Origin of the sequence: Streptomyces sp. NPDC008139, from assembly GCF_042957025.1 — a bacterium.
Classification (GTDB): domain Bacteria; phylum Actinomycetota; class Actinomycetes; order Streptomycetales; family Streptomycetaceae; genus Actinacidiphila.
The window spans coordinates 186,480-199,819 of sequence record NZ_JBIBHM010000004.1; the positions used below are offsets into that span (position 1 = coordinate 186,480).

The following is a 13,340-nucleotide window of genomic DNA, read 5'->3' on the forward strand; positions in this document are numbered from 1 at the left end:
CGTGTCCGGCGGATCACGGGCGGTCCAGGCGGCGCCTGGCGCGTGCGAGCGCAAGGCGCCGGGACGGCCTCATAGCGGAGCTATTCGGGTATTCCGGCAACGCGGCGGGCGTGCGTGCCAGGCGCTGAAGGGGCCGTTCGTGATCCGCCGGACACGCCTTAGGGCGTGTCCGAGGGGCCCTGGGCCGGACCGCCGCATGCGGCGGCCGGGATCGGCACGCCCTTGCGGGCGAGCAGCGACTTGAGGGACTGGATGATCGGGAAGACCTCGTTGTTGAGGTCGGCGCCCTGCGTCTCGTAGGCGCGCTGTTCCGCCTCGACGATGACGCGGTCCTGGCCGAAGATGCCCTCGGTGAAGAGCGTGATGACCGGCCACAGCAGGTGGATCACGCCGGGGACCGGGGGCTTTTGGATCATGATCAGGCCGTAGGTGTGATTGTGGTGCTGGGCCCGGTCGGTGGGCATGTAGGCGTTCCAGAGGTCGAGGGCCGGGGGCTCCTCGCGCTTGCCGTCGGTCCAGTAACGCAGCGTCTGGTACGGGTAGCCGGTGCGGATCGTCATCAGGTCCGCGTACTTGTCGTCGTTGCCGCTGCCGATGATCAGGCGCTCGCCGAGGGACTGCTTGCCCTCGGTGCGCGAGAAGGAGTAGTCGGCCTCCAGCCAGTCCTCGCCCTCGCGGACGTCCAGCAGCTTGGCCCGGATCCGGCCCATCAGACTGCGGTGCAGGAACTGGTGGTTCATGTCCATCAGGTTCTCGTGCATGAACGAGTAGTGGCAGGCGATGTCCCGGTCGAGCACGCGCGTCTTGTACCGGCGGTCGGCGTACGAGGGCAGTTCCGGCATCGGCGTGACCTCGGCCAGTTCCTGATTGCCGGGGAAGACGAAGACGAATCCGTACGCCTCGCGACACGCGTAACTGCGCACGCCGTTGGGCAGTTTCCGCTTCCGGTCCAGATAGGGGATGTTCACGCACGCGCCCGTGCGGTCGTACGTCCAGCAGTGGTAGCCGCAGAGCAGTCGCTCGTCCTTCACCACGCCCATGCTCAGCGGGACCTGGCGGTGGGCGCAGCGGTCCTCCAGGGCGTACGGCGCGCCCTTCTCCGGCCGGACCAGGACGATCTCCGTCCCGGCGTACTTCACGGCCAGCGTCTTGCCGCTCTTGAGGGCGCGGGACCGGGCGAGCGGATACCAGAAGTCCGGGTCGAGTCCGGTCGTGCGGGTGGTGGGGACGTCCTCCTCCGGTGCCACGTCGCGGTATTTGCGCAATGGGGGCTTCGTCTGCGGGAGCGTCATACCAGAAATACGAACGTACCGGTCAGTACGTTCGCGTGGCGGCCCCACCAAATCGTCATGACTTGGTCAAGTCCGCGTCCACGCGTAGATTTCCGGTGCCGATTTCGTGATCATCTCCGGGACCGGCGGCGGAATTCCGCCGGGTCCGGCACGGGGACCGGCGGCGCGGAACATCACTGGGGGCAGATGTGGACTGGGGAACGCTCGTCGCGACGCTCAGCGGCGGTGGCATCGCCATTTCCGGCACCGTGCTCGCCGACCACCTGCGCCGCCGTCACGAGGACGGGCGGGGCACCGACGCGCGGCGCCGGGCGGTCTACATCGACTTCATCAGCGCCACCGGGGTCTGCCACGCGGGCCTGCGCCGGATCGCCCAGAATCCGGGCGCGGAGCCGGACGTGGACGCCGCGTCGCGTGCCGCGCTCGACGACGCCGGGATCTACGAGGCGCGCGAGCGGCTCTTCATCGACGCCTCCACCGCCGTCGCGGGCGCGGGCCAGGCGATGTTCGAGCACCTGCGCGCCGTTCAGCGGGCGGTCGCGGCGGGGGCCGCTTCGACGTCCGTCGCCTTCCACGAGGTCTATCACCCCTATCTCGGCGCGGTGTGGACCTACCGGGTCGCCGTGCGCAGGGAGTTGGAAGGTCTTTCCCTTTCACCGGAGGCTTTCGGCTGGTCCGAGTGGGACGGCAAGGACCGGTGCCCGATCTGCCGGACCGCGCTCGGCGCGAGCTGATTCCGGAAACGGGCACCCGGCGCGGCCCACGGACACCCGACATGCCGTAAAGGCATTATCCGGACAGAAATTGGCGTTCTTTCGTCCGCGCGGCAACCTGTGCGCGCTCGCGTCCCTGTTCGCAGGTAGACCCAACCGCACCTGGACGCGAGGAATTCGATGACGCATACCCAAGGCAGCCGACGTCTCAGGCGCTCGGCTCTCGTGGCCGCGGCGGTTTTCGCCGTGGTCGCGGGCGGCGTCGGCGCCGCACCCGGCGCCGGAGCGGCGACGCCCGTGACCCCCAAGCTGAAGCTGGTGGCCGCCTCCACCTCGATCACCGCTGACCGCTACGACGGCGACACCGGCGTCTACCTGGACCTCGGCGCGTACCTCACCGCCGACAAGGCGCCGTTCGAACTCCGCGTGACGCGTAAGTCGTACAAGGACCCGGTGGTCGTCGCGCAGGTGACGCACAGCGGCTCGAAGACGGTCACGAAGAAGCTGCCCGCCGGGCTGGTCAAGGACTTCGCCGGGCTGCCGGGCTTCCTCCAGGTGACGATCACCAACAGCAAGGGCGTGAAGGTCGCGAGCACCAGCGACACCTTCTGCCCGAACTCCGCGTCGGGCCGCATCCGTCCGGACGCCCCGGCCACCTCGCCGTACCCGGACGGCTGCTCCGACAACCCGTTCACGCTCGGCTCGGTGTGGGGCGTCCAGAAGGGCTGGGCGGCGGCGGCCTCGCAGGGCATCGGCCCGGACGGCGGGGTCGACCTGAAGGCCGGCACGTACACCGCGAAGATCTCCGTGGCGAAGAAGTACCGGGACGTGTTCGGTATCCCGAACGACCAGCCGACGGTGAAGGTGACCGTGCGGACCGTGCAGGACGGGTCGGGCGCGGCGCGGTCGCGGATGTCGGCCGCGCTGCCGGGCGGACAGCCGCGCGCGGGCTCCGTGCCGCGCACGCTCAGGGCCGACGCGCACCGGCCGACGGGCGCCGCGGGCGTGCCGTCCAACGTGCCGAAGCCGGACCTGCGGGCGCTGCCCGCGTACGGCATCGCGATCACCGACGGCAGCGACGGCGGTGAGGGCGACACCCCGGCCACCGGCACCGACTACCTGGCCTTCAGCGCCACCGTGTGGGACGCGGGCCCGGCGCCGCTGGTCGTGGACGGCTTCCGCACGCCCGGCAAGGAGAAGATGGACGCCTACCAGTACTTCTACGACGCCAAGGGCAAGCAGGTCGGCTACACGCCCACCGGCACCATGGAGTGGGACCCGCGCGTCGGCCACCAGCACTGGCACTTCTCGGACTTCGCCAGCTACCGGCTGCTGAGCTCCGACAAGAAGCTGATCGTCCGCAGCGGCAAGGAAGCGTTCTGCCTGGCCAACACCGACGCCATCGACTACACGGTGAAGAACGCCAACTGGCACCCGAACAACACCGATCTGGCGACCGCCTGCGGTGAGCACAGCGCGCTGTCGGTGCGCGAGGTGCTGGACGTCGGCAACGGCGACACGTACTCGCAGTACCGCCCCGGCCAGTCCTTCGACATCAGCAAGCTGGCGAACGGCACGTACTACATCCAGGTGATCGCCAACCCCGACCACCGGCTCAAGGAGAGCAGTTACGGCAACAACGTGGCGCTGCGCAAGGTGATCCTGGGCGGCACGCCGGGGCACCGCACGGTCAAGGTGCCCGCGTACGAGCTGGTCAACGCGCCCTGATCCAGCGCGTGTTGACCATCCGGGGTCCGGCCGCCTCCCCTCCTCGCGGCCGGGCCCCTCTTTCGCGTCCTTCGCGTCCTTCGCGCGCGGGCCGCAGGCCCTAGGGTGACGTGATGGTCGAGATTCCCGAGGACTTCGCGCGCGGCACGGTGGCGCGGGAGGCGGACCGGGGCCGCGAGTGGATCGCCGGGCTGCCGACGCTCGTCGACGAACTGCTCCAGCGCTGGGACTGCGTTCCGGAGGCGGCCGTCGTCCACGGGCAGGTCGGCGTGGTGCTGCCGGTACGCGACGGCGAGGGCCGGTCCGCCGTCCTCAAGGTGTCCTTCCCGCACCCCGGGAACGTCCACGAGCCGGACGCCTTCGCCGTGTGGCGCGGGCGCGGCGCCGTCCGGCTGTACGCGCGCGACGACGCGCGGTTCGCGATGCTGCTGGAGCGGGCCGAGCCGCGCTCGCTCGCCGAAGTCCCCGACGTGGACGAGGCGGTGGCCCTCGCGGGCGCCCTGGCGCGGCGGCTGGCCGTGCCCGCGCCCGCCGAACTGCCCAGGCTGCGCGACCAGGCGGAGACCTGGGCGGCCGAACTGCGCGCGGACCTCGCCGAGTTGGCGCAGCCGCTGCCCGCCCGTACGGTCGACGCCGCGCTCGCCACCCTCGCGGAGCTGGGCCCCGACCAGCCGGACACCCTCGTCCACGGCGACCTGCACTTCACCAATGTGCTGGCCTCCGCACGCGAGCCGTGGCTGGCCATCGACCCCAAGGGGTACGTCGGCGACCCGGCGTACGACACGGCCACGCTGCTGCGTGGCCGCTACGAGGACCTGCTGGCGGCGCCCGACCTCAAGGCGGCCCTGCTGCGCCGCGTCGCGGTCTTCGCCGACGCGGCCGGGATCGACCGCGACCGGGCCCGCCGCTGGGCGCAGTACCGCGCGGTGACGGCCGCGGTGTGGGGGCGGCGGCACGGTGATCCGGACTGGGTGGTGCGGGCCACGGATGTCCTGGCGGACCTGCTCGCCTGAGGGCCGGGATCCCGATGCCTCGACGTGCGGACGTATAAAGGAGCGCATGGACTCCTCGCAGGCCGACGCCTACCTCCAGCGCATCGGGGCCGAACGGCCCGCCGTCCCCGACGCGGCGGGGCTGCGCGATCTGCACCTGCGGCACCAGCTCACCGTCCCCTTCGAGAACCTGTCGATCCACCTCGGCCAGGACATCGTGCTCACCGAGCCCGCGCTCTTCGAGAAGGTCGTCACGGACCGACGGGGTGGATTCTGCTACGAGTTGAACGGCGCCTTCAGCGCGCTGCTGCGCTCGCTCGGCTACGGGGTGGAGCTGCTGGCCGCGCGGGTGTACGGGAAGGACGGCCGCGTCGGGCCGCCGTACGACCATCTCGCGCTGCGGGTACGGACGGCGGACGGCGAGACGTGGCTGGCCGATGTCGGCTTCGGCCGCCACAGTCACTTTCCGCTGCGCTACGCCGAGCGGGGTGAACAGGGCGATCCGGGAGGGGTGTTCCGGATCGCCGACGCCGACGCCCACTCGGACGCGGGGGATCTTGTCGTCGTGCGCGACGGTGAGCCGCAGTATCTGCTGGAACGGCGGCCCCGGCTGCTGGCGGACTTCGAGGCCACCTGCTGGTGGCAGCGCACCTCGCCCGTCTCGCACTTCCGCACGTCCCTCATCTGCTCCCGCCTCACCCCCGAGGGGCGCGCCACGCTCAGCGGGCGCACCCTCGTCCTCACTGCCTCCGGCACGCGCGAGGAGCGCGAACTCCCCGACGCCGAGGCCGTGCTCGCCGCCTACCGCACGCACTTCTCGCTCGACCTCCCCCGAGAGCCCGCCGTCACCCCACCCACACCGCCCGCAGCGTGACCTGCTCCGGGGCGCGACGGCTGTGCGGGCGCAGCGTCGCGTACCCGCCGGTGCAGTCCGCCCCCGTATAGACCCGCACTGTCTCCCCCGTCTCGTTCCACGGCGCGTACGCCGCCCCGTACGCCCTCGGCCCGATCACCTCCGGCAGCACGAGGCACTGACCGCTCGGCGGGTCGGTCAACACACTGGTCAGCGGCCCCTGCCGCGTCATGAACGTGTACGAGAACCTGCCGGTCGCGGCTGCGGCGCTTCCGTCAGGCAGACACGTCGCTGCCGCGAGCAGGCTCGTCGTCAACGCGACGGCGGCGGTACGCGTGCGCATTCGGCCCCTCCCAAGGTCGGCTTCTCCTCCCCCGAAGCTACGGCCGGCGCCGTCCTCTCCCCGCAAAACCGTTCCCCCCGGCGAGCCGCCCCCTTCTGGGGCACAGGAAGGTGCGTTCCGCCGGCGCAGGTCCAGGCTTTGAGGGACGCCGCGCGCTGAAAGATGGGCGCCTCCACCGTCGCGAGGTGGGGGTACGAGGGCGCGCCCTGGGAGGGGGTGGGTGCGGGGCGGAATGGGGGGCAGGCTTACCGCAGGTCTCATGCTCCTCTCATGTCACGTTGCGGTGACAGCTGCCCCCACCCCCGCCGAAAGGCGAGGCGGCTGCCGGTACCGTGCTGATCGCGTGCACCGCCCCACCGGCGCACGGTCCGTTCGCGCCCGCGCGCTTCGGTGCGCCCGCGCAGCAGCCCGCAGCCTCAGGAAGGACGGCGATACGCCGTGTACCGCTGGGAGACCACGCGAGCCGCACTGGCGCAGCGGGTGTTCGCCACGATCCGTAGCGAGAGTTACGACCAGGCGGCGGCGACGGCGGACACGCTGCTGTCCGCGGGGCTGACGACGCTGGAGATCTCGCTGACGACGCCCTTCGCGCTGGAGGCGGTGACGACGCTGGTGCGCGAGGTCGGGGACGACGCGGTGATCGGCGCGGGGACCGTACTGGACGCGGTGTCGGCGCGGATGGCGATCGACGCGGGCGCGCGGTTCCTGCTGTCGCCGAGCCTGGACGAGGACGTGCTGAAGACCGGCCACCGGTACGGCGTACCGGTGTTCCCCGGGGTCGCCACGCCCGGCGAGGTGGTGCGGGCGATGGAGCTGGGCGCGGACGCGCTGACGCTCTATCCGGCCACCTCGTTCACCCCCGCGTGGGTCACCGACGTGCTGGCGATCATGCCGCAGGCGGCCCTGCTGCCCTGCGGCGGCATCACCGTGGCCGACGCGCCCGCGTGGGTCGCGTCGGGCGCCGTCGCGGTCGGCATGGGCTCGGCGCTGACGTCGGGCGACCGCGAGACCGTGACGAAACGGCTGACCGAGCTCCTGGAACGGCTGGCGGACACCGCCTGAACGCCGTGCTTCCTGGTTAGGCTGGTCCGTGGGGGACGCGGACCCGAGGGGGAGCTGTGAGCACACCGGAGACGGTGGATCTGCATGTCTACGCCCGCGCGTACGGGGAGGACTTCACCGCCGACCCGTACCCCGTCTACGCGCGGCTGCGCGAGCGCGGCCCCGTCCACCACGTCCGGACGGCGGACGCCGGCGCGATGTGGCTGGTCGTCGGGCACGACGAGGCGCGCGCCGCGCTCGCCGACACCCGGCTGAGCAAGAACTGGCAGTCGCTGCTGCCCGGCGGCGACGTCTCGGGCGGCTTCGCCAGCCACATGCTGGACGCCGACCCGCCCCGGCACACCCGGCTGCGCAAGCTGGTGTCACGGGAGTTCACCCCGCGCCGGGTCGAAGCGCTGCGCCCGCGGGTCCAGGCGATCACCGACGACCTCGTCGAGGCGATGCTGCCCGGCGGGAGCGCCGACCTCGTCGACGCCCTCGCCTTCCCGCTGCCGATGACCGTCATCTGCGAACTGCTCGGCGTGCCCGATCTGGACCGCAAGGCGTTCCGCGGCTGGTCCAACGAGATCGTCGGCCCCACCGGCCCCGAGGCCGAGGCCGACGCGGTCCAGGCCATGTCGGAGTACCTGGTCGAGCTGATCGAGGACAAGCGGTGCACCGCGCCGCGCGACGACCTGCTGAGCGCGCTGATCCGTACGCGGTACGAGGACGGCGACCGGCTCTCGTCCGACGAGTTGGTGGGCATGGCCTTCCTGCTGCTGGTCGCCGGGCACGAGACGACCGTCAACCTCATCGCCAACGGCGTCCTCGCCCTGCTCCGGCACCCCGACCAGCTCGCCGCCCTGCGCGCCGACCCCGGACTGCTGGACGGCGCCGTCGAGGAGATGCTGCGCTACGACGGTCCGGTGGAGACCACGACATGGCGGTTCGCCCGCGAGTCCCTGGAGATCGGCGGCGTACGCGTCCCCTCGGGCGACTCCGTCCTGATCGCCCTCGCGTCCGCCGACCGCGACCCCGGCCGCTATCCGGCGCCCGACACGTTCGACATCCGCCGCTCCCCGCAGGGGCACCTCGCCTTCGGCCACGGCATCCACTACTGCCTCGGCGCGCCGCTGGCCCGGCTCGAAGGCCGGATCGCCGTCAGGACCCTGCTCGACCGCTGCCCCGGCCTGGCGCTCGCCGCCGACCCGGCCGCCCTCACCTGGCGCCCCGGCCTCCTCATCCGCGGTGTGCACCGCCTCCCGGTGACCTTCTGACAGCTCTCCCCGGACAGGGCCCTTGCGGGGGCAGCCTCTAGAATCACGGCGGCGGCCGAGCCGTACGCGCGCGCCCCTTACCTGCCAGGAGGCACCCCGTGTCAGTCGTCGCCGTCCCCGGTTCCAAGTCGGTGACCGCCCGGGCGCTCTTTCTCGCCGCCGCCGCCGAGGGCACCACTGTGCTGCGCCGGCCGCTGCTGTCGGACGACACCGACGGGTTCGCGGAGGGCCTGACCCGGCTCGGGTACCGCGTCGAGCGTGACCCGCAGGCGTGGCGGATCACCGGCCGCCCGTCGGGGCCCGCCGTGCCGGAGGCCGACGTGTACTGCCGTGACGCCGCCACCGCGGCCCGCTTCCTGCCCGCGCTGGCCGCCGCGGGCCACGGCACGTACCGCTTCGACGCGTCCGCGCAGATGCGCCGCCGCCCGGTCGCGCCGCTCACGACGGCGCTGCGCTCGCTGGGCGTGGACCTGACGCACGAGGAGGCCGAGGGGCATCTGCCGCTGACGGTGGTCGCGGACGGTCTCAAGGGTGGGGCGATCGACCTGGACGCGGGGCTGTCGTCGCAGTTCCTGACGGCGCTGCTGCTCGCGGGGCCGCTGATGGACGAGGGGCTGCGGATCCACGTCACGGACCTGGTCTCCGCGCCCTATGTGGAGATCACGCTGGCGATGATGCGGCGCTTCGGCGTCGAGGTGGCGCGCGAGGGCGCGACCTTCGTGGTGCCGCCGGGCGGCTACCGCGCCGTCGACTACCCGATCGAGCCCGACGCCTCCACGGCCAGCTACTTCTTCGCCGCCGCCGCGCTGTCCGGCCGCACCGCGACCGTGCCGGGGCTCGGCGCCGACGCCCTCCAGGGCGACCTGCGCTTCGTGGACGTCCTGCGGCGGATGGGCGCCGACGTCGAGATCGGCCCGGACGCCACCACCGTCACCGGCACGGGCCGCCTGAGCGGTCTCACCGTCAACATGCGGGACATCTCGGACACGATGCCGACGCTCGCGGCCATCGCGCCCTTCGCCGACGGGCCGGTCCGTATCGAGGACGTCTACAACACCCGCGTCAAGGAATGCGACCGGCTGGAGGCGTGCGCGGAGAATCTGCGGCGCCAGGGTGTCACCGTCACCACGGGACGCGACTGGATCGAGATCGCGCCGGGGACCCCCGCGCCCGTCGAGATCGCCTGCCACGGGGACCACCGCATCGCGATGAGCTTCGCGGTCGCCGGGCTGCGCACGCCGGGCACCACCTTCGACGAGCCGGGCTGCGTCAAGAAGACCTTCCCCGACTTCCACTCCTTCTTCGCCTCGGTGCGCGCCGACTGGGGCGTGTGACCGACGCTCCGTGCCGGACCCCGCCCCGGCCGGAACGGCGGCGGCCGGGGTCAGCCCGCGTGCGTGGAGAACAGACCGCCGGTGGGCCCCTGCTTGTCGCCGCCCTGGGACTTCTTGAGGGCGTTGGCGAGTCCTTCGATCGTCATGGACTGGAGGATGACCCGGCCGTTGCCTTCGAGGGTGGCCAGGGACAGGCCCTCGCCGCCGAAGACGGCGTTCATGACGCCCTGGCGGTTGAGGCCGCCGATGCGCTGGACGCCGTACTGGATGCCTTCCTCGAAGGCGACGATGCAGCCGGTGTCGACCTCGATCCGGCCGCCGAACTCGGCGGGGTTGAGGTCGATGAAGTTGCCCGCGCCCGCGATGATCACCGTGCCGGTGCCGGTGAACTTCTCCAGGACGAAGCCCTCGCCGCCGCTCATGCCCTGGCGTCCGCCCGCGAAGGCGATGCCGAACTGGACGGTGGACTCGGCGGCGACGAAGGCGTCCTTCTCCGCGAACCAGGCGCGTGAGCCGGTCAGTTCGAGGGCGCGCATCTCGCCGGGGAGCACACCGGCGAAGCCGACGGTGCCCTCGCCGCCCGAGGCGGTGAAGTACTGGAAGGCCAGCGACTCCCCTGCCAGGGCGCGCTGGCCGACCTGCATGGCGGTGCCCATGGCCTGCCGGAGCATGCCGCCCACACCGGAGCCGCCGGACCCGGAACCTGAACCTGAACCGCCCGAGCCGGGGCCGCCCAGCCGTGTCTCCATCGACACGTTGGCCGTCTTGAACAGGAACTTCCCCGCCTCGCAGTACACCGTCTGGCCCTGGCTGAGGGTGCAGACGGCCATCTGCATGGCGTTGCCGACGATCTGCTGCTGGAGGGTCACAGCGGTACTCCTAGGACGACGGGCCAAGGTGCGGCGGGCGGGTGGCCGCCGGCCCGAGCGTAGCCCCGGCGCGGCACACCACCAGTGCCTCACCGTCAACGTATCGCCCGCGCGATCCGGTTCCGCGCCGGAGCGGGGCCGCCGTGTGCCGGGCCGCCGCCGTCGGGCCCTGCGGGCTGCGCGGGCAGCCGTACGGTCCGCTCGCCGCCCGCGTCGAGGAAACGGGCCAGCGGCAGTGTCGCGGCGCCCACGGTGACCGCGTCGGCGCCGAGCCTGCCCAGTTCGATGGAGGTCTGCGCGCAGGGGTGGTGCAGGGAGTACGCGGCGGCGACCTCGCGGACGGTGGGCAGCAGCCGGGGGCCGAGCAGCAGGCCCGCCCAGCCGCCGATGACGATGCGCTGCGGGTTGAAGAGGTTGATCAGGTCGGCGATCCCGGCGCCGAGGTATTCGGCGGCCTCGGCGAGCAGTCCCCCGGCCTCGGGGTCGTGGTCGGCGGCGGCGATGAGCGCGGCCAGGCCGGTCTCCTCGCTGACCCCCGTGGGCGCCGACGGCCAGCGGCCGAGCAGCGCCTCGGCGCCGACGTACGCCTCCAGGCAGCCGCGTGAGCCGCAGCGGCAGGTGCGCCCGCCGACCCGCAGCGTGGTGTGGCCCCACTCCCCCGCGCTGCTGCTCGCGCCGCGGTACGGGGTGCCGTCGGCGACCACGGCCGCGCCGACGCCGGAGCCGATGAGGGCGATGACGACGTTGCCCGAGCCGCGTCCGCCGCCGAACCACATCTCGGCCTGGCCGAGGGTCTTGGCACCGTTGTCGATGTAGAGCGGAAGGGCGGTCCCGGCGCGCAGCAGGCGGCCGAAGGGGACGGCTTCCCAGCCGATGGTCTGGCCGTGCACGACGACGCCGTCGCCCTCGCCGGGCGCGTTGTCGCCCTGCTCGACGATGCCGGGGACGCCGATGCCGACGCCGAGCACCTCGCTGTCGTCGATCCCGGCCTCGCGGACCACGGACTCGATGCCTTCGAGCGCGAGCCGTACGACGTGGTCGACGTCGTGGCCGCTGTCGGACAACGGCAGGTCGGCCGCGGCCCGTTCGGTCAGCGCGAGGTCGAACAGCTCGACCCTGACGCGGGTCTCGCCGACGTCCACGCCGACCACGTATCCGTATCCGGCGGAGACCTGGAGCAGGATGCGCGGCCGACCGCCGTCGGACTCGACGGCACCCGCCTCCTCGACCATGCCGTCGGCGATCAGCTCGCCGACGACGTTGCTGATCGACCCGGCGCTGAGGCCGGTGTCCCGGCCCAACTCCTGGCGGCTGAGGGGTCCCTCGAAATACAAATGACGCAGAAGCGATGCACGGTTGCCCCGCCGCAGGTCACGCACTGTTCGCTTGCCGCGTTCAGCCACTTTGTCGCCCTCCCGTCTCGTCCGGCGTGAATCTATCGCTGCACGGGGTCTTGACGCCACCTTTTCTCACAAGTTAAATCACGGCCTGAATTAAGGCACAGGCGCTGTTCACTTCCTGAAGCGAACCCACCTCTGAGAGGGACCCGTTATGCGCACCTCCAGCACCTCCAGCAGACTCCTCGCGGCCACTGCCCTCGTGGCCGCGCTCGGTCTCACCATCTCCGCCTGTGGCGGCTCGGACAGCAGCGACAAGGGCGGCAAGACCAACACGGGCGGCGGCGGCAAGACGCTGACGTACTGGGCGAGCAACCAGGGCACCAGCCTGGACAACGACAAGCAGGTGCTCACCCCCGAACTCGCCAAGTTCACCCAGCAGACCGGCATCAAGGTCAAGCTGGAGGTCATCCCGTGGTCCGACCTGCTCAACCGGATCCTCGCGGCGGCCACTTCCGGCCAGGGTCCCGACGTGCTGAACATCGGCAACACCTGGTCCGCCTCCCTCCAGGCCACCGGCGCCCTGCTGCCCTTCGACGACGCGACCTTCGCGAAGATCGGCGGCAAGGACAAGTTCGCGCCCGCGTCGATCGCCGCCGCCGGCGCGGCCGGCAAGGACCCGGCCGCGGTGCCGCTGTACTCGATGGCGTACGGCCTGTACTACAACAAGAAGATGTTCGCCGACGCCGGCATAGCCAACCCGCCCAAGACCTGGGACGAGCTGGTCGCCGACGGCAAGAAGCTCACCAAGGACGGCCACTACGGCCTCGCGGTCGAGGGCGGCAACGGTTCCGAGAACATCCACCACGCCTTCGTGCTGGCCAAGCAGCGGGGCTCCGACTGGTTCGACGCGTCCGGCAAGGCGACCTTCGACAGCCCGAACAACGTCGCCGCGGTGAAGCAGTACGTCGACTTCATCGCCAAGGACAAGATCGCCGCGAAGGGCAACGCGGAGTACGCGCAGAACCAGACCATCACCGACTTCGCCACCGGCAAGGCCGCGATGATGATGTGGCAGTCCGCCGCCACCTCGATCAAGTCGCACGGCATGAACCCCGACCAGTACGGCGTGGTTCCCGTCCCGACGCTCCAGGCGGGCGCGACCGGCGACGCCGGTGTGACCTCGATGGTCGCCGGTATCAACCTGGCGGTCTTCAAGAACTCCAAGAACATCGACGGCGCCCTGAAGCTCGTCAACTTCATGACCAGCGACGCCGAGCAGAAGACCCTCAACTCGACGTACGGTTCGCTGCCGCCGGTCAAGGCCGCGCAGAGCGACCCCGCCTTCCAGACCCCGGACCTGAAGACCCTCGCGAGCGTGCTGGGCAGCTCCGCCGCCCCGCTGCCGCAGGTCGCCAACGAGGCCCAGTTCGAGACCCTGGTCGGTACCGCGGTCAAGGACCTGTTCGCGGACGCCGCGGCAGGCAAGGACGTCTCGACCGACTCCGTCAAGGCCGCGCTGACCAAGGCGCAGCAGCAGATGCCCGCTTCCTAAGGATCG

12 protein-coding genes are annotated in these 13,340 nt (G+C 71.7%); 8 read left to right on the plus strand and 4 right to left on the minus strand.

Features of this window, described 5'->3' with window-relative positions; genetic code table 11:
* Positions 1-158 precede the first annotated feature (158 nt).
* On the minus strand, positions 159-1,292 hold the full coding sequence (locus tag ACFZBB_RS09790) for a Rieske 2Fe-2S domain-containing protein (protein WP_391119641.1): 1,134 nt from the start codon (positions 1,290-1,292) through the stop codon (positions 159-161).
* A gap of 188 nt (positions 1,293-1,480) precedes the next feature.
* Here ACFZBB_RS09790 and ACFZBB_RS09795 point away from each other — a divergent pair, with 188 nt between their 5' ends.
* From ACFZBB_RS09795 to ACFZBB_RS09810, 4 genes are all read left to right on the plus strand, one after another.
* Entirely contained in the window at positions 1,481-2,026 is a 546-nt protein-coding gene (locus ACFZBB_RS09795) for a CchlQ (protein WP_391119643.1), read from the plus strand.
* A gap of 159 nt (positions 2,027-2,185) precedes the next feature.
* Positions 2,186-3,733 carry a lysyl oxidase family protein gene (locus ACFZBB_RS09800; RefSeq protein WP_391119645.1) on the plus strand — a complete coding sequence of 516 codons (1,548 nt, stop codon included), beginning with the start codon at positions 2,186-2,188 and terminating at the stop codon, positions 3,731-3,733.
* 113 nt (positions 3,734-3,846) lie between these two features.
* On the plus strand, positions 3,847-4,746 hold the full coding sequence (locus ACFZBB_RS09805) for an aminoglycoside phosphotransferase family protein (RefSeq protein WP_391119647.1): 900 nt from the start codon (positions 3,847-3,849) through the stop codon (positions 4,744-4,746).
* 46 nt (positions 4,747-4,792) lie between these two features.
* The gene (locus ACFZBB_RS09810; protein WP_391119649.1) at positions 4,793-5,599 is read left to right on the plus strand and encodes an arylamine N-acetyltransferase; all 807 of its coding nucleotides are present in this window, start codon (positions 4,793-4,795) and stop codon (positions 5,597-5,599) included.
* On the opposite strand, the gene ACFZBB_RS09815 is transcribed toward ACFZBB_RS09810, so the two are convergent.
* On the minus strand, positions 5,571-5,921 hold the full coding sequence (locus ACFZBB_RS09815) for a hypothetical protein (RefSeq protein WP_391119651.1): 351 nt from the start codon (positions 5,919-5,921) through the stop codon (positions 5,571-5,573). The two genes, ACFZBB_RS09810 and ACFZBB_RS09815, sit on opposite strands and share 29 nt — an antisense overlap.
* 438 nt (positions 5,922-6,359) lie before the next feature.
* Here ACFZBB_RS09815 and ACFZBB_RS09820 point away from each other — a divergent pair, with 438 nt between their 5' ends.
* The 3 genes from ACFZBB_RS09820 to aroA all read left to right on the plus strand — a co-directional run bounded on the left by ACFZBB_RS09820 (position 6,360) and on the right by aroA (position 9,573).
* A complete protein-coding gene (locus ACFZBB_RS09820; RefSeq protein WP_391119653.1) occupies positions 6,360-6,983 on the plus strand; it encodes a bifunctional 4-hydroxy-2-oxoglutarate aldolase/2-dehydro-3-deoxy-phosphogluconate aldolase in 624 nt (207 codons plus the stop codon).
* 56 nt (positions 6,984-7,039) lie between these two features.
* Positions 7,040-8,239, plus strand: a complete 1,200-nt coding sequence (locus ACFZBB_RS09825) for a cytochrome P450 (protein WP_391119655.1) — start codon at positions 7,040-7,042, stop codon at positions 8,237-8,239.
* A 98-nt stretch (positions 8,240-8,337) separates the two neighbouring features.
* Positions 8,338-9,573, plus strand: a complete 1,236-nt coding sequence (gene aroA / locus ACFZBB_RS09830; protein ID WP_391119657.1) for a 3-phosphoshikimate 1-carboxyvinyltransferase — start codon at positions 8,338-8,340, stop codon at positions 9,571-9,573.
* Positions 9,574-9,623: 50 nt separating this feature from the next.
* On the opposite strand, the gene ACFZBB_RS09835 is transcribed toward aroA, so the two are convergent.
* Both ACFZBB_RS09835 and ACFZBB_RS09840 read right to left on the minus strand, forming a co-directional pair.
* Positions 9,624-10,442: an AIM24 family protein gene (locus ACFZBB_RS09835; protein ID WP_391119659.1), complete on the minus strand. Its 819-nt coding sequence runs from the start codon at positions 10,440-10,442 to the stop codon at positions 9,624-9,626.
* A 95-nt stretch (positions 10,443-10,537) separates the two neighbouring features.
* The gene (locus tag ACFZBB_RS09840) at positions 10,538-11,845 is read right to left on the minus strand and encodes an ROK family protein (protein WP_391119661.1); all 1,308 of its coding nucleotides are present in this window, start codon (positions 11,843-11,845) and stop codon (positions 10,538-10,540) included.
* A 148-nt stretch (positions 11,846-11,993) separates the two neighbouring features.
* Between ACFZBB_RS09840 and ACFZBB_RS09845 the strand changes: the two genes are divergently transcribed.
* Positions 11,994-13,334 (plus strand): extracellular solute-binding protein, encoded by a 1,341-nt coding sequence (locus ACFZBB_RS09845; RefSeq protein ID WP_391119663.1) that lies wholly within the window; start codon positions 11,994-11,996, stop codon positions 13,332-13,334.
* Positions 13,335-13,340: the final 6 nt, after the last annotated feature.